A 24790-nucleotide genomic window follows, 5' to 3' on the forward strand; every position below is an offset into this window, starting at 1 on the left:
GAACTATGTTCGTTTTCGCGCATTTAAAGTATCCGCGAACGCCATTGCCAACCCAACTGCCAGCCCGGCGATATGTGCGCCATTGGCCATCGACATCCCAAACAAATCAAACCATCCGGCGACGATCCAAATCAGCGCGAAAATAATCAACCCGCGTTGCAGATAGATCCCGCTTTGCGGATCGCGCTCACCGCGCAGCCAGACGTAGCCCATCAGCGCGTAGACGACACCGGAAAGCCCGCCGAACCACGGGCCGCTAAACTTGTGCTGTACATATCCGCTCAGCAGGGCGCTGATGACCGTAATCACAATCAGTTTGCCGCTGCCTAAACGTTTTTCAACCGCACCGCCAAGATACCACCACCACAGCAGGTTGAAGAGAATGTGCATCAGTGAAAAGTGCATGAAGGCGTGCGTGAAGTAGCGCCAGACATCAAACTGTAATGACGGGTCGAACGGCCAGGCCAGCCACATCATCACGGTTTGATCGCCAACGATGTTCATGACGATAAACACCAGAATGCAGGCTGCCATTATCAGCCAGGTGACCGGACCAGCCCGCTCACGCAGTGTGGCTAAAAACGGGAAACGGCGGTAATGAAGTCCACTGCCGGTATGACCGGACTGCCAGCTGGCCGCGAGATAACGCGGATCGCCGGGATTCTCCAGAAAACGCGCCAGCTCCGCATGCACACGTTCGGCCTGCGTTTCATCCGCCAGCCAGACATCGCTTTGATGATGTTGTTGAATGGTCAGGATAACGCCCTGCGTCGCCATGTAATCAACAAAGGCCTGCGCCACGCGGGGGTTAGCAAAAGAGGTAATCATCAACATTGTTGCTGTCGCTTAATCCGTACAAAAGAGGACAGTATAAAGGCTTACGAGCCGTATGCCACCTCTGCGGGAAAATGACGATGCCAGGCGTCAAATCCGCCATCTATGCTGTAGACCGCGTCATAGCCCTGCTGGAGCAAATATTGCGCCGCGCCTTTGCTGCTGTTGCCGTGGTAGCACATGACCATGACCACCGTATCGAAGTCATGATCGCGCATAAATGAACCCAGCGTGTCGTTCGTCAGATGAAATGCCTGGGGAGTATGACCCATTGCAAAACTTTGCGGATCGCGGATATCCACCAGTACCGCCGCGCCCCGATGCAGCTTCTGGTGCGCTTCTTCAACATTAATACATTCAAACTGTTCCATACATTCTCTTCTTTATAGTGCAGGTGAGACGTTTTCGGCATGTTGCCCCCTAGTTTACGTCCCCACGGGAGTGAAACGCCATAATGTTATATGTATCACTGTAAATTGTTTATTCGATGTTACCAATGGCGCGTTTCTTTGCTATTATGCTCGATAACGAACATTTATGAGCTATAACGAAAGTGCACGAGGGCAGCATGGAAACCAAAGATCTGATTGTGATAGGGGGAGGCATCAACGGTGCCGGTATCGCGGCAGATGCCGCTGGACGCGGTTTATCCGTGCTGATGCTGGAAGCGCAGGATCTTGCGTGCGCAACCTCCTCTGCCAGTTCTAAACTCATCCACGGTGGCCTGCGCTACCTGGAACACTACGAATTTCGGCTGGTGAGCGAAGCGCTGGCTGAGCGCGAAGTGCTGCTGAAAATGGCACCGCACATCGCCTTCCCGATGCGCTTTCGTCTGCCGCATCGTCCGCACCTGCGTCCGGCATGGATGATTCGCATTGGTCTGTTTATGTACGATCATCTGGGCAAACGCACCAGTTTGCCGGGTTCTTCCGGTTTGCGTTTTGGCGCAGAGTCCGTACTGAAACCCGAGATCGTGCGCGGTTTCGAATATTCTGACTGCTGGGTAGACGATGCGCGTCTGGTACTGGCCAATGCTCAGATGGTGGTGCGTAAAGGTGGGGAAGTGTTAACCCGCACTCGGGCAACCTCTGCACGTCGCGAAAACGGTCTGTGGGTAGTCGAAGCCGAAGATATCGATACCGGTAAGAAATTCACCTGGCAGGCACGGGGACTGGTCAATGCCACCGGTCCGTGGGTGAAAGAATTTTTCGACGAAGGCATGCATCTGCCTTCACCGTACGGTATTCGCCTGATCAAAGGCAGCCACATTGTGGTGCCGCGCGTCCACACCCAGAAACAGGCTTATATCCTGCAAAACGAAGATAAGCGCATTGTGTTTGTCATTCCGTGGATGGATGAATTCTCGATCATCGGCACCACCGACGTCGAGTACAAAGGCGACCCGAAAGCGGTGAAAATTGACGAAAGTGAAATCAATTACCTGCTCAAAGTGTACAACGCGCACTTTAAGAAACCGCTCGGTCGCGACGATATCGTCTGGACCTATTCCGGCGTGCGTCCGCTGTGCGACGACGAGTCGGATTCGCCGCAGGCCATCACCCGTGACTACACGCTGGATATTCATGATGAAAACGGCAAAGCGCCGCTGCTTTCCGTCTTCGGCGGTAAGCTGACCACCTACCGTAAGCTCGCCGAGCACGCGATGGAGAAACTGTCGTCGTACTATCAGGGCATTGGCCCGGCATGGACCAAAGACTGCGTGCTGCCAGGCGGTGAAATCGGTGGCGATCGCGAAGACTACGCGGCAAAACTGCGCCGTCGCTATCCGTTCCTGACGGAATCACTGGCGCGCCACTACTCGCGTACCTACGGCAGCAACACGGAGTGGATCCTCGGTGAAGCGACAACGGTCGCAGACCTGGGCGAAGACTTCGGTCATGAATTCTACGAAGCAGAACTGAAATATCTGGTGGACCACGAATGGGTTCGCCGCGCGGATGATGCGCTGTGGCGCCGTACGAAAGAAGGCATGTGGCTCAACGCCGAACAGCAGTCCCGCATGACCCAGTGGCTGGCGGAGTACGTCGAGAAACATCAGCTTTCACTGGCGTCTTAAATGACATTACGCCCGATAGACACGCGCTACCGGGCGTTTTATTACTTTCAGAGTGACTTCATTTTCCGCTTCCGCGCTTGTCCAAGCGCATCTGCCGTTCGTAATGCAGCAAGTACCGCTTCAGGCGTAATTTCGCAGGGTTCATTATGCATCGTTTCTCCCACCTGACAGGCTGCCTGTGCCACTGCCAGTAGCTCTTTATCGTTGACGTCAGCCAGACCAATATCTGCCAGCGTTATCGGTAGCCCCACGTCCTCACAGAACTGATAGACCTCTTCGACAAGTTCAGGAGCCCTGTCGGTTAACACCAGCATTGCCAGCGTACCAAAGGCCACTTTTTCACCGTGCCAGTACTGATGTGTTGCGGGAAGTACGGTTAAACCATTATGAATAGCATGCGCTGCCGCCAGTCCTCCACTTTCAAAACCGAGCCCGGATAACAGCGTATTGGCTTCAATCACATGTTCCAGCGCTGGCGTAACCTGGTGCTGCTCACAGGCCAGCTTTGCCGAACGACCATAGCGCATCAGCGTGTTGTAACAGAAGCGGGCCAGCTCAAAAGCCGTCATGGGGCCTGGACGGGTTGTCATATTCCCGGCCCCTTTTATCCGACAATCCTCGGCTTCAAACCAGGTCGCCAACGCATCCCCCATTCCGGAGATTAAGAAACGCACCGGCGCGGCGGCGATAATGGCGCTGTCCACCAACACCAACGTGGGATTACGGGGGATCATCAGATAGCGTTTGAATTGACCTTCCTGTGTATAGATGACGACTAATGAGCTGCAGGGGGCATCCGTTGAGGCAAGCGTGGGAACGACGGCAATAGGAAGACGCAAACTTGCCCCTGTCGCTTTGGCGGTGTCTAATGTTTTACCCCCGCCCATACCCACAATAACATCTGCCCCGACTTGCTGCGCACGCGCAGAAATTCTGGCGATCTCTTCATCGCTGCATTCGCTATTGAAAACCTCAATTTCAAAATCAACCACGCCGTGAAGTGCCGACGCGAGCGTATCCTGATATCTCTCGTAAACCACAGGGTCTTGTAAAATAAGCGCTTTATGCCCTAAAGAGGCAAGCTCCTGAGGCAGATGCGTTGTCAATGCGCCCTTTCCCTGAACATAGCGAGACGGAAATATTGCCGTTGTGACCATTCAAATTCTCCTTACCATTAAAGTTCAATATACGGAACGTTGATTCTTTATATGGAATTTATTGCAAGTTCTCTGGCGCACACAACCTACAAATCAGTAGAAAGCTTCATCCTGTGAAGAGTGACACAGTTTTGATGCTTCCCCGGAAAACTGGCCTGTTTTTAGCAAGGGAACGCGTTTCTGCGGTTTTTGCAACAGGATATGAAGCAAATCACAAAACATAACCTTGCTGACAATATGGAATTGACGCTCAAAATTTATCCCTCATAGTATTTGTATACAGAACAATAGTTCTATATACAGAACAAATTACCTCTACTATTAAGGGATGCGCTAATGAGCATTGAACTCGATAAACCGACTACGCGAGGACGCTGGCTACACATCATTCCAGCCACCATCCTCGTTTATATCGTGGCTTACATGGACAGGACGAACATCGCGATTGGGATTGCGGGGGGAATGGAAGAAGACCTGGGAATGACCGCTTCGTTTGCCGGTCTGGTCGCTGGCATTTTCTTTATTGGTTATATCTTTTTGCAAATCCCCGGCGGTCAAATCGCGGAACGATTAAGCGCCAAGAAATTGATCGCCTGGACTATCGTCGCATGGGGCGGCTTCGCGCTGCTGACCGGCTTCGTCCAGACCCCTACCCAGTTGCTGATTATCCGCTTTATCCTTGGCGTCGCTGAGGGTGCGGTCTATCCCGCTATCCTGGCGTTGATTGGTCACTGGTTCCCCAATGAAGAGCGCGCAAGGGCGATTGCCTATTTCCAGATGAACCTTGCCGTGGCGTCGATCATCACCGGACCGCTTTCTGGTTGGCTTATCGAAACCTATGGCTGGCGAGAAATGTTCGTCATCGAGGGGTTACTCTCACTCGGTCTGCTGTTCGTCTGGCTGCCGTTGGTCTCTGACCATCCTCATCAGGCCAAATGGCTGGATCCTAAAGAGCGCGCCTGGATCGAACAGAAATTGCAGGCCGATCGCGCGCTGACGATCGGGGGCGAGGCAAGCAGTATCCGCAATGTCCTGAGCAGCATTAACTTATGGAAGCTGATCGGCATCTATTTCTTCGTGCAGGTTGGTTTCTACGGCTTCGCCCTCTGGATGCCAAACCTGATTAAACACCTGACCGGCAGCGGAATGACTATCGTCGGCTTACTGACTGCGGCACCGTACATTTTGTGCATCGTCGGCCAGTACTACATTGCCAAATGGTGTGACAAAACCATGAATCGCCGCCTCTACACGGCAATCCCATTGCTGGGCTTTGCCGCCTGCCTCGCGCTCTCCCTGCTATTGAAAGATAACGTCTGGCTGGCGTACGGCATGATGGTCATCTGCGGCTTCTTCCTGCAGGCCTATGCGGGACCGTTCTGGACATTGCCGCCATTACTCTTCGCCCCCAACGTGCTGGGCGGCGTACGCGGCACCATCAACGCATTAGGCAACATCGGCGGCTTTATTGGCCCTTATCTGGTGGGCTTGTTAACCGTCACGTTCTCCCAAACGGCGGGGATGACGGTGCTGGTAGCCGCACTCCTCATCGCTGTCGCGCTGCTGTTCAGCCTACCGTCGGTTACCGCCCGTCCAGCAGGCAGTAGCAGTCCTCATCATGCATCGGCGCCTGAGACGTCGCTCAAACAAGAAGGAATCGCCAAATGAGTCAGAAATGCCAACACGCCCGTGACCTGTGGTCACAACTGGACGCCCTGCGTCTGGGGATGAATTACACCAAAGAAGATGTCAATAAACTGCAGGTTCTGGTGGATGACTGCTATGGCGAAAGTCATCCCGGTAGCTTTCATCTAAATCATCTGGGCGATGAAGCCGTTTTAGGCATTCACGAAAGCGGCGGTCGTGCCGTTCGTCATCACGTGACCGATATTTGTGATGGCTGGGGCCAGGGCCATGATGGGATGAACTATATTTTAGCCTCCCGCGAGGCTATCGCGAACATGGTCGAAATTCATGCCTCCGTCGTGCCTTACGATGCCGGTATCCTGATTTCTAGCTGTGATAAATCGATCCCGGCGCATTTGATCGCCGCGGCGCGCCTGAATCTACCGATGCTGCATATTCCCGGCGGCTCAATGCGTCCGGCGCCGAATATGAGTACGTCCGATCTCGGTGGTATTACCGCCAAACTCAAGAAAGGCGAGATAGGCATTCAGCAGGTAGAGGCCATGCAGCAGTGCGGTTGCCCAACGGCAGGCGCCTGCCAGTTTATGGGCACCGCCAGCACGATGCAGTGCATGTCTGAAGCGCTGGGCCTTGCCTTACCGGGAAGCGCGTTACTGCCCTCCACGCTGGCGGAAATTCGTCGCATCGCACGGAGCGCCGGTCATCAGGCGTTATACCTGGCAGAGAAAAATATCACGACGCATAAGATTCTCACCCCTGCCGCCTTTGAAAACGCCATTAAGGTCCATGCCGCCATCGGCGGGAGTACCAACGCCATGATCCATCTCCCGGCAATCGCCCATGAACTGGGTTGGGAGCTGAAACCTGAACTGTTTGACCAGATAAACAATGAGATCCCTTACCTCACCAATATTCAACCCAGCGGCCAGTACGTCACAGAAATGATGTGGTTCGCGGGCGGCGTGCCGATGGTGCAATGGTATCTACGCGACTATCTGGATCTGGATGTCCTGACGGTGACAGGCCGGACGCTGGGTGAAAACCTGGAGATGCTCCATCAGTCCGGTTTCTTTACCCGCAACCACGGCTATCTGAGTAATTATCGGGTCAGCCCGGAAGAGGTGATCCGTAAACCGGAAAACGCGACCAAGAAAGGGTCGATTGCCGTGCTAAAAGGCAATATCGCGCCGGAAGGCGCGGTTATCAAATACGCCGCCTGTGCGCCAGATATGCACCACCATATCGGCCCTGCACGCGTCTTCAATTCGGAAGAGGATGCCCAGCAAGCCATTATTCATAACCACATCGAACCAGGTGATGTCATTTTTATTCGTTATGAAGGGGCTAAAGGTTCGGGAGCACCGGAAATGCTCATGACCACAGACGCGATTGTTTATGACAAACGTCTTGATGGCAAAGTCGCCCTGATTACCGATGGTCGTTTCTCCGGCGCAACCAGCGGTCCTTGCGTCGGCCATGTTTCTCCGGAAGCGGCCGATGGCGGTCCTATTGCACTTGTCGAAGACGGTGACCTCATCGAAATGGACGTCAAAGGACGCAAGCTCAACATTGTTGGCATTCACGGAGAGTACAAAACGGAAGAAGAAATTCAGCACTGTCTTGAACGCCGTCGGGAAAACTGGACGAAACCGGATTATTCAAACCGACGCGGCGTCTTTAAGCAATTTACGACCAACGCAACCTCATTAATGGCGGGAGCCTGGATTAAATAACGTCCCTGGTGGGCGGCATGATTGCCAGCCCACCTGCTTTTAAGGATAAACTCATTATGCAAACAGAAAAATTCAACGGTGTCTTTCCGCCAGTTCCCACCATTGTTAATGCGCAGGGAGAGCTAGATAAAAAAGGGATGGCAACCTTACTCGACCACCTTATTGCAAACCAGGTGAACGGCGTGTTATTGCTTGGCAGCGGCGGTGAGTTCTGCCACATGACAAAAGAGCAGCGTCTGGAAGCCGCCGAGTTTTGTGTTAAACATATCAATCATCGAATTCCCGTGCTGTTAGGGATCAGCAGTACCTGCACGCAAGACGTTATTGATTACGGTCTGCATGCCGATCGTCTGGAAGTGGATGCCGTCCTGGTCCTTAATCCTTATTATGCCAGGCTGACCGATGATTATATTTATCATCATTTCAAAACCGTTGCAGAAAGCATCAAAACGCCGGTTATTCTCTATAACTTTCCGGCGCTCACCGGCCAGGATCTCAGTATTGATTTAATTACCCGACTGGCGCATGACATTCCCAATATCATTGGCATAAAAGATACGGTGGATAACATTAGTCATATTCGCGAAATCATCAATACCGTACGACCGGTTCGCCCTGACTTTGTTATTTTCTCTGGTTACGATGAATATATGATGGACACGTTGATTATGGGGGGAAATGGCGGGATCCCGGCGACGGCTAACTTTGCTCCACAATTAACCTGCGGAATTTATCGCGCCTGGTGCGAAAAAGAGTATGAGACCCTGTTCCACCTGCAACGCAGACTCTCCGCGTTATCAACCATTTACAGTCTGGATACCCCTTTCTTCGGGATTATCAAAAAAGCCATTCAGCTCAGCGGCATTGATATCCCGGTAGAGGTCATGCCGCCGGTGCAGCCGGCAAATGAGGCCCACATCGCCAGTCTGAAAAAGGTTTTACAGCGCGCCGGATTGTAACCCTGATCAGCGGGCTTAACGCCCGCCTTTTCTTTCCCCATCCCGGCGAAAAGACTAGCGCAGCATCGACGACAGGCGACGACTGGCATCCATCATTTGTGTGGCAAGCGCTTCTCGTTTTTCATCCGGGATCTGGAACGCCACACCGGATACGCTCAATGCCGCCACTACCTTTCCTTCGGCATTAAATATGGGTACAGCGATGCAACGCACGCCCAAAGAATCTTCTTCGTTATCATAGCCCCAGCCACGCTGACGGATCCCGGCTAATTCCTGCTTCAGGATATTCACATCGGTAATCGTCGTTTCGGTATAGCGCGTCAGAACCTGATCGGGCGGCAGCAGTTCATCCAGGTCCTCCGAATTAAGCCAGGCAATCAGCACTTTCCCCAGACCGGAACTATGCAGCGAAAGGCGCTTACCTTCCCAACTGCGTATCACAATCGCCTGTGGGCTTTCGAGCTTGAGAAGATAAATGGGGGAGTCGCCCTCGAGCACGCCAAGATGACAGGTTAAGCCTGTCGCATCGCGAATTTCTTCCAGCACCGGCAACGCTATTTTTTTAATATCGTACTGTTGTGCGGCTTTATTCCCTAATTCGTAGAGACGTAACCCCAAATAGTATTTGTCTTTTTCCTGACGCAATAAGCCATGCGCAACCATGCCCGTCAGTAAAGAGGAGGTGCTACTTTTTGCGATCCCTGAATTCTGATGAATCTGCGTGAACGTTGCGCCATCACATTCCATCAGATAAGCGAAGACGCGCATAATTTTGTCGAGGGCGGGAATCGATGTTGTGATTTTTTTCATAAATTTATCAATTAATTATAATTAATTCCTCGGACACTATACACCAGCAGACGGTTATTATTCCATATCAATGCGCCATCACCGCGCACAAAAAAGGAGCCCGGGGGCTCCTTTTGTTAACGTGACAACTTACAACCGCACCGGATCAATATGCCAGATGGTGTCAGCATACTCCTTGATGGTCCTGTCAGAGGAGAAATAGCCCATGTTGGCGATATTGAGCATCGCTTTGGCGGTCCACTCTTCCGGGCGACCATACAACTCGTCCACCTTGTCCTGACAATCAACATAGCTGCGGTAGTCCGCCAGCACCTGATAGTGGTCACCAAAGTTGATCAGCGAGTCCACCAAATCACGATAGCGTCCAGGCTCTTGTGGACTGAACATGCCGCTGCCGATTTGCGTCAGCACCTGATGCAGTTCCTCATCTTTTTCGTAATACTCACGCGGCTTATAGCCCTGCCTGCGCAGTTCTTCGACCTCTTCCGCCGTGTTACCAAAGATAAAGATGTTCTCTTCGCCAACGTGTTCCAGCATCTCCACGTTCGCCCCGTCCAGCGTACCGATAGTCAATGCACCGTTCAGCGCAAACTTCATGTTGCTGGTGCCGGAGGCTTCCGTCCCCGCCAGTGAAATCTGCTCGGACAAATCCGCCGCCGGAATGATCAACTGCGCCAGGCTCACGCTGTAGTTGGGGATAAACACGATCTTCAGCTTATCGCCAATCTGCGGATCGTTATTGATGACCTTCGCAACGTCATTAATCAGGTGAATGATGTGCTTCGCCATGTAATAGGCCGATGCGGCCTTACCGGCAAAAATATTCACCCGCGGCACCCACTGCGCATCAGGATTGGCCTTAATGCGGTTGTAGCGCGTAATCACGTGCAGCACATTCATTAACTGACGCTTGTACTCATGAATGCGCTTGATCTGGACATCAAACAGCGATTTCGGATTCACCACCACGTTGAGTTGCTGCGCAATATAGTTTGCCAGCCGCTTTTTGTTTTCCAGCTTCGCCTGACGTACCGCATGATTGACCAGCGGGAAATCGCAGTGCTGTTCGAGTTCATGCAGTTGGCTCAGATCGGTACGCCATGTACGGCCAATGTTCTCGTCCAGAACCCCGGAAAGCGGCGGGTTCGCCAGCGCCAGCCAGCGGCGCGGCGTCACACCATTCGTCACGTTGCAGAAACGGGTCGGGAAGATGGTCGCAAAATCCGCGAACAGCGACTGAACCATCAGGTTAGAGTGCAATTCGGAAACACCGTTCACCTTATGACTCACCACGACCGCCAGCCACGCCATACGCACGCGACGACCGTTGGACTCGTCAATAATCGACGCCCGTCCCAGCAGACCAGTATCGTTCGGATACTGCTCCTGCAACGTTTTCAGGAAGTAGTCGTTAATTTCAAAGATGATCTGCAGGTGGCGCGGCAGTATTTTACCCAGCATATCCACCGGCCAGGTTTCCAGCGCTTCGCTCATCAGCGTGTGGTTGGTGTAGGAAAAGACCTGACAGCACACTTCAAACGCGTCGTCCCAGGTGAACTGATGCTCATCGATCAACAGTCGCATCAGTTCCGGAATTGACAGCACCGGGTGTGTATCATTCAGGTGAATGGCAATCTTATCCGCGAGGTTGTCGTAGGTTTTGTGCAGCTGATAGTGACGGCTCAGGATATCCTGTATCGTAGAGGAGACCAGGAAATACTCCTGACGCAGACGCAGTTCGCGCCCGGAGTAGGTGGAGTCATCCGGATACAGTACGCGCGACACGTTCTCAGAGTGGTTTTTATCTTCCACTGCGGCGAAGTAATCCCCCTGGTTGAATTTACCGAGGTTGATTTCGCTACTGGCCTGCGCATTCCACAGACGCAACGTGTTGGTAGCGTCGGTATCATAACCGGGGATAATCTGATCGTACGCAACCGCGAGGATCTCTTCGGTTTCAAGCCAGCGCGTTTTCTTGCCTTCCTGCTGAATACGCCCGCCAAAGCGGACTTTGTACCGCGTGTTATGGCGTTTAAATTCCCACGGGTTGCCATATTCCAGCCAGTAATCGGGAGACTCTTTCTGTCGTCCATCGACAATGTTCTGCTTGAACATCCCGTAGTCGTAGCGGATGCCGTAGCCGCGCCCCGGCAGCCCTAAGGTTGCCAGCGAATCGAGGAAACAGGCCGCCAGTCGCCCGAGGCCACCGTTACCGAGACCCGGATCGTTTTCTTCATCGATGAGCTCTTCAAGATCTAACCCCATCGCTTCCAGTGCGCCCTGGACATCGTCATAAATCCCTAAGGATAACAGCGCATTGGAAAGGGTACGCCCAATCAGGAACTCCATCGACAGGTAATAAACCTGGCGCGTTTCCTGTGACAGTTGGGCACGGTTAGAACGCAGCCAGCGCTCCACAAGACGATCGCGCACCGCAAACAGCGTCGCGTTCAGCCATTCATGTTTATTGGCAATAACCGGGTCTTTACCAATCGTGAACATCAGCTTGTAAGCAATAGAGTGCTTAAGCGCTTCTACGCTCAGAGTCGGCGATGCATAGGTAAATGGAGCATTCATAATGATGATTCCTGAATATCTATTTCAAGCGATAGTAAAGCTCGCGGTATGACTTCGCCGCGACTTGCCAGCTAAAATCCATCGCCATCGCTTGCCGTTGCACAAACCGCCAGAGCGAAGGTCGAGACCACAGCACGAATGCGCGGCGGATGGCCCGCAGCAGAGACCAGGCGTTGCTGTCCTCAAACACAAACCCGCTGGCGATGCCATCGGCAAGGTTTTCCAGCGAACTGTCGGACACCGTGTCAGCCAGTCCACCGGTGCGCCGTACCAGCGGCAGCGTGCCGTACTTCAGTCCGTAGAGTTGCGTTAAGCCGCACGGCTCAAAGCGACTCGGCACCAGAATAACGTCCGCGCCGCCCATAATGCGGTGCGAAAACGCTTCGTGATAGCCAATCTGTACGCCAACCTGACCAGGATATTCCGCGGCGGCAGCAAGGAAACCTTCCTGCAGCACCGGATCGCCCGCCCCCAGCAGCGCCAGTTGTCCGCCCTGCTCCAGAAGTCCCGGCAGCGCCTCCAACACCAGATCCAGCCCCTTCTGGCTGGTCAGGCGGCTGACGACGGCAAACAACGGAACCTTGTCATTCACCTTCAGTCCCATCGCTATCTGCAACTGGCGTTTGTTTTCCGCCTTCTCTTCCAGTGAATCACGCGTATAGCGTGACGCCAGCAAGAGATCCGTCTCCGGACTCCAGATTTTCTCGTCAACCCCGTTCAGAACGCCGGAAAGACGCCCTTCACGATGGCGCTGCTGCAGCAGTCCTTCCATACCGTAGGCAAACTGCGGCTCGGTGATCTCCCGCGCGTAGGTTGGGCTGACCGCCGTAATATGGTCGGCGTAGTACAGGCCGGCCTTCAGGAATGAAATCTGACCGTTAAACTCCAGACCATGCATGTTAAAGAACGACCATGGCAGTTGGATGTCATTCATATGCTGTGCATAAAACATGCCCTGATACGCCAGGTTGTGCACGGTAAATACCGATTTCGCCGGACGTCCACGCGCGGCCAGATACGCAGGCGCCAGGCCGGCATGCCAGTCGTGCGCGTGCACCACATCCGGGCGCCAGAATGGATCAAGCCCACAGGCCATTTCACATCCAACCCATCCCAACAGTGCAAAACGCAGCACGTTATCGGAGTAGGCAAACAGGTTCGTATCGTGATACGGACTCCCCGGACGATCGTAGAGATGCGGGGCATCAATCAGGTAAATGCCCACACCGTTGTAATGACCAAACAGCAGGCTAATCCTGCCCGCGAAGGTGTCGCGGCGACTGACCACTTGCGCATCCGTGATGCCCCGACGAATGTCGGGGAACGCGGGCAGCAGAACGCGGGCATCCACACCATCCGCGATTTGCGCTGCCGGCAACGCGCCAATCACATCTGCCAGACCCCCTGTCTTCAACAGGGGAAACATTTCCGAACATACATGTAAAACCTGCATTCTCACTCCTGTTTGACCTGCAGTTTGCGCAGCATTTCGCGCGTCACCAGCACAATGCCTTCCTCGGAACGATAGAAGCGACGGGCATCTTCTTCCGCATTTTCACCAATCACCATGCCTTCAGGGATAACGCAGGCGCGATCGATAATACAGCGACGCAGGCGACATGAGCGGCCGACCCAGACTTCAGGTAACAACACTGCCGAATCAATATTACAGAATGAATTCACCCGCACGCGCGGGAACAGAACGGACTGCACGACCACTGAACCGGAAATAATACAGCCGCCAGAAACCAGCGAGTTCAGCGTCATGCCGTGGCTGCCCGAGCGGTCCTGCACAAATTTTGCCGGCGGAAGCGATTCCATGTGGGTGCGAATCGGCCAGTTCTGATCGTACATATCCAGTTCTGGGGTCACGGATGCCAGATCGAGGTTCGCTTTCCAGTACGCTTCCAGCGTTCCGACATCACGCCAGTACGGCTCGGACTCAGGATCCGACTGGACGCAGGACAATGGGAAGGGATGTGCATAAGCCATGCCAGCTTTGGTGATGGTCGGAATGATATCTTTGCCGAAGTCATGGCTGGAGCCGTCGTCGCCGTCATCCTTTTCCAGCAACTCATAGAGGTAATCGGCATCAAAAATGTAGATCCCCATACTGGCGAGGGATTTCGTGGCATCGCCTGGCATTGCGGGTGGGTTGGCCGGTTTCTCCACGAATTCAATGATCTTCTCGTTTTCATCGACCGCCATTACGCCGAACGCGCTGGCCTCTTCGATCGGCACCGGCATACAGGCCACGGTGCAGCGCGCGCCTTTCTCTACGTGGTCGATCAGCATGCGCGAATAGTCTTGCTTATAGATATGGTCACCCGCCAGGATCACCACATATTCCGCCTTATAACGACGGATGATATCGAGGTTTTGCGTCACCGCATCTGCCGTGCCGCGATACCAGTTTTCGCCCTGCATTCTCTGCTGGGCAGGCAGCAAATCGACGAATTCATTCATCTCCTCGCTGAAGAACGACCAACCACGCTGAATATGCTGTACCAGAGTATGAGACTGATATTGCGTGATGACGCCAATACGGCGGATCCCGGAGTTAATACAGTTGGATAACGCAAAATCGATAATACGAAACTTACCACCAAAGTGAACGGCCGGTTTTGCGCGCTTGTTGGTTAAATCTTTCAGACGGGTGCCACGTCCTCCAGCCAGAATCAGGGCAACAGATTTCAACGGCAACTGGCGCGCCAACATTAAACGGTCATTCTTCTCTAAACTCACCATGACTAACTCCTTTTTGATCATCTCTGGAACACACACAGTCCGTGCGCAGGTCCCGGCCAGACAGCCGTAATTACCGGATTATCCACTCCGGCAAAGGGGGGAACAGCACGCCATTCCCCTTCAGGTAAAACAATTTCAGCGGTATCAAGCGCGGCATTGATAGCAATAAGAAAACGGTCCGACAGCAGGATTTGCATCTGCATTGGCCCGTGTTGCCACTCATCCGCACTCAATGGTTGTGCGTGGCGGTTAAGCCAGCGCACGTTGCCATCTCCCTCTTCCCACCAATGGTCTCCCACCAGCGCCGGGATTTGCTGGCGCAGTTTTATCAATGCAGCGGTAAAATCGATTAATCCCCCGCTCGCCTGTGACCAGTCCAGCCAGGTCAACGCATTGTCCTGACAGTAGGCGTTGTTGTTGCCATGCTGACTGTGTCCATGTTCATCACCGGCCAGCAACATTGGCGTTCCCTGAGAAAGTAAAAGCGTCGTCAGCAACGCATGAATGCTGTCGCGTCGACGTTCGACGACCTCCAGAGTGCCGCCTAATCCTTCTTTACCATGATTATTGCTATGGTTATTGTCGGTTCCGTCCCGATTTTCCTCTCCGTTTGCCTCATTGTGTTTCTGATTGAAGCAAACGCAGTCTCTGAGCGTAAAACCGTCATGCGCGGTGACCAGATTGACGGAAGCAGAAGGTTTGCGCCCATCCCGCTTAAACACGTCGCTGGAGGCCGCAAAGCGCCCGGCAAACTCACCAAGCGACAGATTGCGCTGTAGCCAGAAACGGCGTGACGCATCGCGAAAATGATCGTTCCACTCAGCGAACGGCGCGGGGAAATTCCCCACCTGATACCCGCCAGCCCCGATATCCCACGGTTCAGCGATAAGCTTAACGGCGGACAGTACCGGGCACTGTTTGATGGCGGTAAACAACGGCGCATCCTGGCGAAACGCCGGCGTGCGCCCCATCACCGATGCCAGGTCAAATCGAAAACCATCAACGTGGCAGGTTTCGACCCAGTAACGCAGGCATTCAAGGGCATACTCCACCACGCCAGGATGGCTGAGATTGAGCGTGTTACCGCAACCGGTCCAGTTGTGGTAATCGCCATCCTCTCTGATCCAATAATAGCTACGGTTGTCGATTCCGCGCAGGGAGATGAGCGGTCCGTCCAGATCCAGCTCAGCACTGTGATTGAGCACAATGTCGAGGATGACCTCAATACCCGCGTTGTGCAGCGCCTTAACGGCATCGCGGAATTCGTCCAGCGCCGTCTCTGGCGAGCAGGCATAGCTCGGATGCAGCGCAAACAGCGCGACGGGGTTGTAGCCCCAGTAGTTCGACAGCCCCAACCGTTGTAAACGCGGTTCACTGGCGAAATGCGCCACGGGCAGCAGTTCCAGCGCGGTAATACCCAAATGCTTCAGGTAGTTGGTCATCACCGGATGACCGAGCGCTTTATACGTACCGCGAATCTCCGGCGGGATCTGCGGATGCAGACAGGTTAATCCTTTGACGTGCGCTTCATAGACCACGGTGTTGCCCCACGGCGTGCGCGGTGGGGCATCGTCTTCCCAGTCATAGCGATCGGCTGTCACCACGCACTTCGGCGCAATGGTGGCGTTATCGCGATGATCCGGCTGGTCATAACCCGCATGCATCAGCGGGTCATCTTTCAGGTCGCCCTCTACGCGACGCGCGCAGGGATCAATCAGCAGCTTCGCCGGATTAAACCAGTGCCCCTGCGCGGGCTGCCACGGGCCATGCACGCGGTAGCCATAGCGCAGACCGGGACGGGCGTCGGCCAGATAACCGTGCCAAACATCCCCGGTGCGCGCTGGCAGGTCGTAGCGCTGCTCATTGCCTGACGCGTCAAACACACACAGCTCAACGCGCTCAGCATGCACGGAAAAGAGCGTGAAATTCACGCCGTGTCCGTCATACGTTGCGCCATGCGGTGTGGCGTTGCCGGCAACCAGTTGCGTCATTCCGCCTCCCGCACCAGCCAGATTGTCGACAGCGGCGGCAAGGTCAGACTCAGCGATTGCGGGCGTCCGTGGCTGGAAATCTCATCGGTATGTACCGCTCCGCCGTTCCCGGCATTGCTGCCGTGATAGTGCATTGAATCGGTATTGAGAATTTCGCGCCATTTACCCGGCTGATTGACGCCAAAGCGGTAACCGTGACGCGGCACCGGCGTGAAGTTACTGACGACGATAATTTCATTCCCGACCTTGTCGCGGCGGACAAACGCCAGTACCGAACGTTCGTTATCATCCACCACCAGCCATTCAAAGCCGTAGGAATCAAAGTCGAGTTCATGCAACGCTTTGTGGTAACGGTAGGTCTGGTTGAGGTCGCGTACCAGCCGCTGTACACCGTGGTGCCAGTTGTCGCCGCCCTCAAGCAGGTGCCAGTCGAGGCTGGCATCATGGTTCCACTCGCGTCCCTGAGCAAATTCGTTGCCCATAAACAGCAGTTTCTTGCCCGGGAAGGCCCACATCCAACCGTAATAGGCGCGCAGGTTGGCAAATTTTTGCCACGCGTCGCCCGGCATACGGTCAAGGATCGATTTCTTACCGTGTACCACTTCATCATGCGACAACGGCAGAACAAAGTTTTCGGTGTAGTTGTAGAGCATGCCGAAAGTCAGCTTATCCTGATGATACTGACGATGAATCGGATCCAGCTTCATGTAATCGAGGGTGTCGTGCATCCAGCCGAGGTTCCACTTGTACCAGAAGCCCAGGCCGCCCATATCCTGAGGACGAGAGACGCCGGCGAAATCCGTCGACTCTTCCGCCATGCTCACCGCTCCCGGCACCTGCTCACCGAGAATGCGGTTGGTGTTGCGCAGAAATTCAATCGCTTCCAGGTTTTCGCGGCCGCCAAATTCGTTGGGGATCCACTCGCCCTCTTTGCGACTGTAATCGCGATAGATCATCGACGCCACGGCATCCACGCGCAGGGCGTCAATACCAAAGCGTTCAATCCAGTACAGGGCGTTACCCACCAGATAGTTACTGACCTCACGACGACCATAGTTGTAGATAAGCGTATTCCAGTCCTGGTGATACCCTTCGCGCGGGTCGCTATGTTCGTACAGTTTGGTGCCATCAAATTCGGCCAGCGCAAAATCATCTGACGGGAAGTGGCCCGGCACCCAGTCCAGGATCACGTTCAGACCCGCCTGATGCGCGGCGTTCACGAAATAACGGAAATCATCGCGCGTGCCGAAACGACGCGTTGGCGCATAAAGACCGGTAGGCTGGTAGCCCCAACTGCCGTCAAACGGATGCTCGTTCACCGGCATCAGTTCGATATGGGTGAACCCCATCCATTTCACATACGGGATGAGCTGATCGGCGAGTTCGCGGTAGCTCAGCCAGAAATTATTGTCGGTATGTCGACGCCACGAGCCCAGATGCACTTCATAGATGGAGATTGGCGCGTCGAACTGGTTGGCTTTTTTGCGCGCCTCGGTTTGTTCCACTTTTTCGGGCAGACCGCAAATGAGCGAGGCCGTTTCCGGACGCATCTGCGCTTCAAAGGCGTAAGGGTCGGCCTTAACCCGCAGGTTGCCGTTGGCGTCAATCATCTCATATTTGTAGAGCTGACCATGCTGCGCGCCGGGGATGAACAGTTCCCAGATGCCACTTTCTTTGCGCAGACGCATCGGATGACGGCGACCATCCCAGAAGTTAAATTGCCCAACCACGGAAACGCGACGCGCGTTCGGCGCCCAGACGGAGAAACGGGTGCCCGTGACGCCATCCATCGTGTCCGCGTGCGCCCCCAGGGTTTCATACGGACGCAAATGGGTGCCTTCAGACAGCAGCCAGGCATCCATATCCTGAATCAGGGGGCCAAAACGGTAGGGATCATCAATCAGATTTTGCTGGCCATGCCAGACAACAGCGAGTTGGTAGCGAAAAGGATTTTTACGGCGAGGTAATACACCGCTGAAAAAACCGCGTGTGTCGAGGCAGTCCAGTTTGCCGACTTTGCGTCCGGTTTTAGGTTCAATCACCCACACTTCAGTGGCGTCAGGTAAAAGTGCGCGGACTTCAAGTCCGGCAGAGGTCTGGTGCATACCGAGTACGGAAAAAGGATCCGCAAAATGGCCTGCAATTAGCGCATTAATCACGTCTCTATCGATTCGATCGGACATGGTTTTCATCCTGTTTTTGGTGTCACTCCTCCAACTGATTTTCGACATCAGCCAGTGACACTTTTTTTTTGACCTGAACGGCGCAGCACAATTGTGCATCCTCTCTGCCCCGTCCTACCTTCAGGTAAAGCCCTGATACTGCGATCAGGACACCCTTAAAGAATAGCCAACACTTTAATTAACTCCTGCATAAAGATAATACATCTGCGTTTACTCCTTTTTTACGCATAAAAAGGGGTGACTCAGCACCCCTTGAATATAAACAAACGCGGTTACGCCAGATGCCGTAACATGCGGCGCAACGGCTCTGCTGCCCCCCATAGCAGTTGGTCGCCTACCGTAAAGGCTGACAGGAACTCCGGTCCCATATTCAGCTTACGCAGACGGCCAACCGGCGTGGTCAACGTACCGGTAACGGCCGCTGGGGTTAACTCACGCATAGTGATATCCCGATCGTTTGGCACCACTTTCGCCCACGGATTGTGAGCCGACAGCAGTTCTTCCACGGTCGGAATGGAAACATCTTTTTTCAGCTTAATGGTGAACGCCTGACTGTGGCAGCGCAGCGCGCCGACGCGCACGCACAGACCATCTACCGGGATGACTGACGCGGTGTCGAGGATCTTGTTGGTTTCCGCCTGGCCTTTCCACTCTTCGCGGCTCTGGCCGTTATCAAGCTGTTTGTCGATCCACGGAATCAGACTGCCCGCCAGCGGGACACCAAAGTTATCCACCGGCAATTCGCCGCTACGGGTCAGTTGGGTGACTTTGCGTTCGATATCGAGGATGGCGGAAGAAGGGGTTGCCAGTTCATCAGCCACATAGCTATGCAGCTGGCCCATCTGGTTGAGCAGTTCGCGCATATGACGCGCGCCGCCGCCGGAGGCCGCCTGGTAGGTCGCAACCGACACCCAGTCCACCAGGTCGTGAGCAAACAGGCCACCCAGCGACATCAGCATCAGGCTGACGGTACAGTTACCGCCAACAAAGGTTTTAATCCCTTTGTTCAGGCCGTTGGTAATGACATCCTGGTTTACCGGGTCGAGAATGATGATCGCGTCATCTTTCATGCGCAATGAAGAGGCGGCGTCAATCCAGTAACCCTGCCATCCGCTTTCACGAAGCTTTGGATAGATTTCGTTGGTATAATCGCCGCCCTGACAGGTCACGATGATATCGAGCGCTTTCAGCGCGTCCAGATCGAAAGCGTCCTGAAGTGTGCCGGTCGAGGTGCCGCCGAACGTCGGCGCTGCCTGCCCAAGCTGGGAAGTTGAAAAGAAAACAGGGCGAATGGCGTCGAAGTCGCGCTCTTCAACCATGCGTTGCATGAGAACAGAGCCGACCATACCGCGCCAGCCGATAAAACCAACATTTTTCATAGCGTTTTTTTCCTGCAAAGATGTGTGCTGTGTATGCTGACCAGTGTCCTACTGGCTCATCCTTCACCATACAAAAAGCAGCCAAAGTCGCAAGTGAATTTAATCAATGATAGCGATGCCATCAGTAATGCGACTTATCCCGCTGCTTAAGCGAGCAGAAAGTCCAGGGCAATTATCAGGGAATTTGAGTTATGAATGAAATCATTTCTGCAGCCGTTTTATTGATCCTGATTATGGATCCGCTCGGTAACTTGCCCATTTTCATGTCCGTACTGAAACATACCGAGCCGAAACGGCGTCGGGCGATAATGGTGCGCGAGCTTTTCATTGCGCTGTTGCTGATGCTGATCTTCCTCTTTGCGGGCGAGAAAATTCTCGCATTTCTTAATTTGCGAGCCGAAACGGTTTCAATATCCGGGGGCATTATCCTGTTTCTGATCGCCATCAAGATGATTTTCCCCAGCGCCACCGGAAACAGTGCCGGACTTCCGGCAGGTGAAGAGCCCTTTATTGTCCCGCTGGCGATCCCGTTAGTGGCCGGTCCAACCATTTTGGCCACGCTGATGCTGTTATCACATCAGTATCCGAATCAGATGGGACATCTGGTGATTGCCCTGCTGTTGGCCTGGGGCGGGACCTTTGCGATCCTGCTGCAGTCGTCGCTGTTTCTGCGTCTGCTGGGTGAGAAAGGGGTGAACGCGCTGGAGCGCCTGATGGGATTGATTCTGGTGATGATGGCGACCCAGATGTTCCTGGACGGTATTCGGATGTGGATGAAGGGATAAAAGCGTAAAAAAGCCCGGTCGCTTTTATGCTTACCGGGCCTGGTATTTGCGGTTTTTGTAGGTCGGGTAAGCGCAAGCGCCACCCGACAAACATCAGCTCAATAGTTGAAACGCAATCATCCCAATAACGGCGCCCACGGTGCCGAGGATGGTTTCCATCATCGTCCAGGTCTTCAGGGTTTGTGCTTCTGTCGCACCGGTGAATTTCCCGAACAACCAGAAACCGGCGTCGTTCACGTGGCTGACCACGATAGAACCGCCTGCGATGCAGATAGACAGCGCCGCCATCTGCGCACCGGAGAAGTTCAGTTGTTCAATCACCGGCATCACCAGACCCACCGCCGTTAAGCAGGCCACGGTCGCGGAGCCCTGAATGATACGCACCGCCGCCGCCAGCACGAAGCAGGTAATGGCAATCGGTAAGCCCATCCCGGTCAGCGCTTCACCCAATGCCGGGCCCACGCCGGAATCCACCAGTACCTGCTTGAAGACGCCGCCTGCACCAATCACCAGCAGGATGATCCCCGCCGGTTGCAGCGCGTGACCGCAGATCTCCATCACCTTATCTTTCGGCATCCCCTGACGCATCGCCAGGCCGTAAATCGCCACCAGACAAGCCACCAGAATTGCGGTGAACGGGTGACCGACAAATTCAAACCACTGATAAGCCGTAGAACCGACTGGCACAAAGCGTGCGGCGATGGTTTTCAGCCCCACCAGCACCAGCGGCAGCAGGATCAGCGACAGGCTAAAGCCGAAGGACGGCATTTTGCCCTCGCCCAGGTGCGGTTCGGTAATATCGTCAGGAATATTCAGCTCAACGTAGCGGCTGATAAAGTTGCCCCACAGCGGCCCGGCGATGATCATCCCAGGAATCGCGGCGCACAGACCAATCAGAATCATCCAACCGAAGTCGGCGTGCATCTGAGAGGCGAGCAGCATCGGTGCCGGCCCTGGCAGCAGAAATGCTGCGGCAGCCGCCACGCCCGCAAACAGCGGAATCACCAGCTTCACCAGGTTCGTACCGGTGTGACGCGCCATCGAGAACGCGACGCTAATCAACAGTACAATCGCCACTTCAAAGAACAGCGGCAGCGCGCAAATCAGCCCCGCCAGCCCAATCGCATAGTGCGCGCGACTGTGGCCGAAGGATTTCAACATCTTGACCGCAATCTGATCGACCGCGCCCGTTTCATGCAAAATCTTGCCGAACATTGCCCCCAGAGCGACCACAATCGCCAGGAAACCCAGCGTACCTCCCATCCCTTTTTCCATTGTCGCCGCGATTTTATCGAGCGGCATACCGGAAAAGAGACCTGCACCAATAGACACCACCATCAAAGCAACGAAGGCGTGCATACGCGCCTTCATCACTAAAAACAACAGCAGCAGAACAGAGCCTACTGCCGTTAAAACAAGCGTTAATGTACTCAAAACTTACTGCCTTTTATTAATGACCTCAATGGTGCTGGCAACAACACCTTCCAGTGGCTGATCGATATCCACCACCAGTACATCGTTTTCGTCAGCACCCGGCTCTTGCAGCGTTTCAAACTGCGTCACCAGCATCTGGGTTTTGAAGAAATGGCCTTTACGCGCCTTCAGACGGCTTTCGATCACGTCGAAATCGCCTTTCAGGTAGATGAAAGAGAGGTTCGGGTTACCGTCACGCAGCAGGTCACGGTAGTGTTTTTTCAGCGCGGAACAGACGATCAGCGAAACCTTGTTGGTACGCTGCATCGCAAACGCCGCATCATTCAGCGCCTGCAGCCACGGCTTACGGTCGTCATCATTGAGTGGTTCACCAGACGCCATTTTCTCAATGTTGCGACGCGGATGGAGAAAATCGCCATCAAGAAACGCGGCATGCAGTTGATGCGCTACTTCGCTGGCGACAGCGGATTTGCCACTGCCCGATACGCCCATCAGAACGTAAATGTGGTGATCATGGTTAGTCGTGCTCAAAGTGGTGCCCCCACAGTACAAGAATCAGGAATTGTTACGGGTAACTGTTATCGGTAACATTGTCCAGCCTGACTAAAACAGAAGCAATATCCAAACGTGCGAGAAGTGAATAAGTGTGAGCTACTTCAAACTTGTTGGCTTAAATAGATCCACCCGGTGACAAGGTGAAACCTAAATCTAACATTTTTGGCGTGACGCTCTCCCCACGAATGCGCGCCAGCAGACGTTCTGCGCCAATGCTGCCCATACGCTCGCGCGGCGTCAGCACGCTGGCCAGACGCGGCTCCATCACCTGGCCGATATCATGGCCGTGGAAACCCGCAATTGCCATGTCGTCCGGGATCTTCAGCCCTAAACGCTGACATTCAAAAGCTGCGCCCACCGCCAGGTCATCGTTGGTACAGAAGATACCGTCCAGTTGTGGATACTCACGACGCGCCTGACGGATAAGCTCAATACCCGAGGAGTAAGAAGAAGACTGCTCCACCATCACACTGTAGGGTACCAGACCCGCATCCAGCATCGCCTGCTCATAACCCTTCTGTTTGATGATAGTACGTTCGTCGAGACGTGCTCCCAGATAAGCGATGTGGCGATGCCCGCGTGTAATAATCGCGGCGGTCATCTGACGCGCGGCTTCAAAGTTGTCAAAACCGACAGCGATATCGAGGCAAGGCGACTGACTGTCCATCAGTTCAACCACCGGAATTCCTGCCACTTCGATCATTTTCAACGTGCGCGGCGTATGGGTACGTTCAGTCAGGATCAGACCATCGATGTTCCACGAGAGCATCGATTCCAGACGCTCCTGTTCCATCTCCGGCTTATAACCGTAGTGCGCCAGCATGGTTTGATAGCCATGCGCGTCCGTCACGGCCTCAATGCCGCGTAAAACTTCGGCAAAAACCTGGTTGGTTAACGAGGGCAGTAAAACGCCAATGGCCCGGCTGGTGGCGTTGGAGAGGATATCAGGTGCGCGATTGGGAATATAACCCAGTTCATCAAGTGCAGCAGCGATCTTGCCCCGCAGGGCGACGGAAACTTGCTCCGGATTACGCAAAAAGCGGCTGACCGTCATTTTGGTCACGCCAACGCGGTCGGCTACATCCTGAAGTACGGGTCTTTTCTTCTTCATCGTCCTGAGAAATCATAAGTGAGAGATTTGCTCAGTTTATCACGGACAAAGCACAACCTTCCCCGTTTAAAGGGAAGGTTGCGTAATTATTTATACAGGAGGCAGATCAAACAGCAGGATTTCGCTATCGCTGTCAGCATGAATTGACAGAGCCTGCTCATCCCAAATCGCCAGACCGTCGCTGGTAGTGGCTTTAGTGCCGTTAATGCTCACCTCACCTTTTACCACCTGGATCCAGACGCGACGTTCAGCGGCAATCTGATGTACTGACTGCTCGCCTTTCACCAGCGCCCAGCGGTACAGCTCCATATCCTGGTACACTTTCAACGAGCCGTCGCGAGCGTCCGGCGACAGCACCAGCTGTTTGCCCTGCGCGGCGTCGAAGCGGCGCTGCTCATAACGCGGCGTGATGCCGGTTTTTTCCGGAATGATCCAGATCTGATACAGACGCAGACGATCCGTTTTGCTCGGGTTGTACTCAGAGTGACGGATCCCGGTCCCCGCGCTCATAATCTGGAATTCACCCGCCGGAACCTGCTCTTTATTGCCCATGCTGTCCTGGTGTTCTACTGCGCCTTCCAGCACGTAGGTCAGGATTTCCATGTCTTTATGTGGGTGAGTACCGAACCCCTGACCAGCGTCGATCACGTCGTCGTTAATCACGCGCAATGCCGAGAAGCCCATAAAGTTTGGATCGTAGTAATCCGCAAAAGAGAAGGTATGCCAGGAATCCAGCCAGCCATGATTCGCGTGGCCACGGTCGTTTGCTTTGCGTAAGTAGATCATTGTGTTCACCCCCAGATGTTTTCG

Annotated in this window: 19 protein-coding genes; 5 read left to right on the forward strand and 14 right to left on the reverse strand. The window is 54.1% G+C overall.

Annotation, left to right across the window (positions count from 1 at the left end; genetic code table 11):
* Positions 1-3 precede the first annotated feature (3 nt).
* The gene (gene glpG, locus GBC03_02760; protein QFS69207.1) at positions 4-834 is read right to left on the reverse strand and encodes a rhomboid family intramembrane serine protease GlpG; all 831 of its coding nucleotides are present in this window, start codon (positions 832-834) and stop codon (positions 4-6) included.
* Between the two features lie 44 nt (positions 835-878).
* A complete protein-coding gene (gene glpE, locus GBC03_02765) occupies positions 879-1205 on the reverse strand; it encodes a thiosulfate sulfurtransferase GlpE (GenBank protein QFS69208.1) in 327 nt (108 codons plus the stop codon).
* A 197-nt stretch (positions 1206-1402) separates the two neighbouring features.
* On the opposite strand from glpE, the gene GBC03_02770 reads away from it, so the two are divergent.
* Complete coding sequence (locus tag GBC03_02770; protein ID QFS69209.1) at positions 1403-2911, forward strand: glycerol-3-phosphate dehydrogenase; 1509 nt, start codon at positions 1403-1405, stop codon at positions 2909-2911.
* Between the two features lie 47 nt (positions 2912-2958).
* Here GBC03_02770 and GBC03_02775 read toward each other — a convergent pair whose 3' ends face one another.
* Entirely contained in the window at positions 2959-4068 is a 1110-nt protein-coding gene (locus GBC03_02775) for an iron-containing alcohol dehydrogenase (GenBank protein ID QFS69210.1), read from the reverse strand.
* A 336-nt stretch (positions 4069-4404) separates the two neighbouring features.
* On the opposite strand from GBC03_02775, the gene GBC03_02780 reads away from it, so the two are divergent.
* Genes GBC03_02780 through GBC03_02790 form a run of 3 tightly spaced genes read left to right on the forward strand, consistent with a single transcriptional unit; the run spans position 4405 to position 8407 of the window.
* Positions 4405-5736, forward strand: coding sequence for an MFS transporter (locus tag GBC03_02780; GenBank protein QFS69211.1), 1332 nt, complete (start codon positions 4405-4407; stop codon positions 5734-5736).
* Positions 5733-7448: a dihydroxy-acid dehydratase gene (locus GBC03_02785; GenBank protein ID QFS69212.1), complete on the forward strand. Its 1716-nt coding sequence runs from the start codon at positions 5733-5735 to the stop codon at positions 7446-7448. Before GBC03_02780 ends, GBC03_02785 begins: the two co-directional genes overlap by 4 nt.
* Positions 7449-7501: 53 nt before the next feature.
* On the forward strand, positions 7502-8407 hold the full coding sequence (locus tag GBC03_02790; GenBank protein ID QFS73894.1) for a dihydrodipicolinate synthase family protein: 906 nt from the start codon (positions 7502-7504) through the stop codon (positions 8405-8407).
* A gap of 54 nt (positions 8408-8461) precedes the next feature.
* Here the strand turns inward: GBC03_02790 and GBC03_02795 are convergent, their stop codons facing one another.
* From GBC03_02795 to asd, 7 genes are all read right to left on the reverse strand, one after another.
* On the reverse strand, positions 8462-9217 hold the full coding sequence (locus tag GBC03_02795; GenBank protein QFS69213.1) for a helix-turn-helix domain-containing protein: 756 nt from the start codon (positions 9215-9217) through the stop codon (positions 8462-8464).
* 129 nt (positions 9218-9346) lie between these two features.
* Positions 9347-11794, reverse strand: coding sequence for a glycogen phosphorylase (locus GBC03_02800; protein QFS69214.1), 2448 nt, complete (start codon positions 11792-11794; stop codon positions 9347-9349).
* A gap of 19 nt (positions 11795-11813) precedes the next feature.
* A complete protein-coding gene (gene glgA / locus GBC03_02805; GenBank protein QFS69215.1) occupies positions 11814-13247 on the reverse strand; it encodes a glycogen synthase GlgA in 1434 nt (477 codons plus the stop codon).
* A 2-nt stretch (positions 13248-13249) separates the two neighbouring features.
* Positions 13250-14542 (reverse strand): glucose-1-phosphate adenylyltransferase, encoded by a 1293-nt coding sequence (gene glgC / locus GBC03_02810; GenBank protein QFS69216.1) that lies wholly within the window; start codon positions 14540-14542, stop codon positions 13250-13252.
* Positions 14543-14559: 17 nt separating this feature from the next.
* The gene (gene glgX / locus GBC03_02815) at positions 14560-16533 is read right to left on the reverse strand and encodes a glycogen debranching protein GlgX (GenBank protein ID QFS69217.1); all 1974 of its coding nucleotides are present in this window, start codon (positions 16531-16533) and stop codon (positions 14560-14562) included.
* Positions 16530-18716, reverse strand: a complete 2187-nt coding sequence (glgB, locus tag GBC03_02820; GenBank protein ID QFS69218.1) for a 1,4-alpha-glucan branching enzyme — start codon at positions 18714-18716, stop codon at positions 16530-16532. The genes glgX and glgB overlap by 4 nt, the downstream gene beginning before the upstream one ends.
* Positions 18717-18988: 272 nt before the next feature.
* On the reverse strand, positions 18989-20095 hold the full coding sequence (asd, locus tag GBC03_02825; GenBank protein QFS69219.1) for an aspartate-semialdehyde dehydrogenase: 1107 nt from the start codon (positions 20093-20095) through the stop codon (positions 18989-18991).
* Positions 20096-20286: 191 nt separating this feature from the next.
* Here asd and yhgN point away from each other — a divergent pair, with 191 nt between their 5' ends.
* Entirely contained in the window at positions 20287-20880 is a 594-nt protein-coding gene (yhgN, locus tag GBC03_02830) for an NAAT family transporter YhgN (GenBank protein ID QFS69220.1), read from the forward strand.
* 93 nt (positions 20881-20973) lie between these two features.
* Here the strand turns inward: yhgN and gntU are convergent, their stop codons facing one another.
* From gntU to GBC03_02850, 4 genes are all read right to left on the reverse strand, one after another.
* Entirely contained in the window at positions 20974-22314 is a 1341-nt protein-coding gene (gene gntU / locus GBC03_02835) for a gluconate transporter (protein QFS69221.1), read from the reverse strand.
* Positions 22315-22317: 3 nt separating this feature from the next.
* A complete protein-coding gene (gene gntK, locus GBC03_02840) occupies positions 22318-22845 on the reverse strand; it encodes a gluconokinase (protein QFS69222.1) in 528 nt (175 codons plus the stop codon).
* 139 nt (positions 22846-22984) lie between these two features.
* Complete coding sequence (gene gntR, locus GBC03_02845; GenBank protein QFS69223.1) at positions 22985-23980, reverse strand: gluconate operon transcriptional repressor GntR; 996 nt, start codon at positions 23978-23980, stop codon at positions 22985-22987.
* Between the two features lie 90 nt (positions 23981-24070).
* Entirely contained in the window at positions 24071-24766 is a 696-nt protein-coding gene (locus tag GBC03_02850) for a cupin domain-containing protein (GenBank protein QFS69224.1), read from the reverse strand.
* Positions 24767-24790: the final 24 nt, after the last annotated feature.

It is taken from the genome of Citrobacter telavivensis, from assembly GCA_009363175.1.
Classification (GTDB): Bacteria; Pseudomonadota; Gammaproteobacteria; order Enterobacterales; family Enterobacteriaceae; genus Citrobacter_A; species Citrobacter_A telavivensis.

Excerpts from the sequence above, each read along its gene's own strand:
- glpG (QFS69207.1), bottom strand. The coding sequence starts at position 834 with ATGTTGATGATTACCTCTTTTGCTAACCCCCGCGTGGCGCAGGCCTTT.
- glpE (QFS69208.1), bottom strand. The coding sequence starts at position 1,205 with ATGGAACAGTTTGAATGTATTAATGTTGAAGAAGCGCACCAGAAGCTG.
- GBC03_02770 (QFS69209.1), top strand. The coding sequence starts at position 1,403 with ATGGAAACCAAAGATCTGATTGTGATAGGGGGAGGCATCAACGGTGCC.
- GBC03_02775 (QFS69210.1), bottom strand. The coding sequence starts at position 4,068 with ATGGTCACAACGGCAATATTTCCGTCTCGCTATGTTCAGGGAAAGGGC.
- GBC03_02780 (QFS69211.1), top strand. The coding sequence starts at position 4,405 with ATGAGCATTGAACTCGATAAACCGACTACGCGAGGACGCTGGCTACAC.
- GBC03_02785 (QFS69212.1), top strand. The coding sequence starts at position 5,733 with ATGAGTCAGAAATGCCAACACGCCCGTGACCTGTGGTCACAACTGGAC.
- GBC03_02795 (QFS69213.1), bottom strand. The coding sequence starts at position 9,217 with ATGAAAAAAATCACAACATCGATTCCCGCCCTCGACAAAATTATGCGC.
- GBC03_02800 (QFS69214.1), bottom strand. The coding sequence starts at position 11,794 with ATGAATGCTCCATTTACCTATGCATCGCCGACTCTGAGCGTAGAAGCG.
- glgA (QFS69215.1), bottom strand. The coding sequence starts at position 13,247 with ATGCAGGTTTTACATGTATGTTCGGAAATGTTTCCCCTGTTGAAGACA.
- glgC (QFS69216.1), bottom strand. The coding sequence starts at position 14,542 with ATGGTGAGTTTAGAGAAGAATGACCGTTTAATGTTGGCGCGCCAGTTG.
- glgX (QFS69217.1), bottom strand. The coding sequence starts at position 16,533 with ATGACGCAACTGGTTGCCGGCAACGCCACACCGCATGGCGCAACGTAT.
- glgB (QFS69218.1), bottom strand. The coding sequence starts at position 18,716 with ATGTCCGATCGAATCGATAGAGACGTGATTAATGCGCTAATTGCAGGC.
- asd (QFS69219.1), bottom strand. The coding sequence starts at position 20,095 with ATGAAAAATGTTGGTTTTATCGGCTGGCGCGGTATGGTCGGCTCTGTT.
- yhgN (QFS69220.1), top strand. The coding sequence starts at position 20,287 with ATGAATGAAATCATTTCTGCAGCCGTTTTATTGATCCTGATTATGGAT.
- gntR (QFS69223.1), bottom strand. The coding sequence starts at position 23,980 with ATGAAGAAGAAAAGACCCGTACTTCAGGATGTAGCCGACCGCGTTGGC.
- GBC03_02850 (QFS69224.1), bottom strand. The coding sequence starts at position 24,766 with ATGATCTACTTACGCAAAGCAAACGACCGTGGCCACGCGAATCATGGC.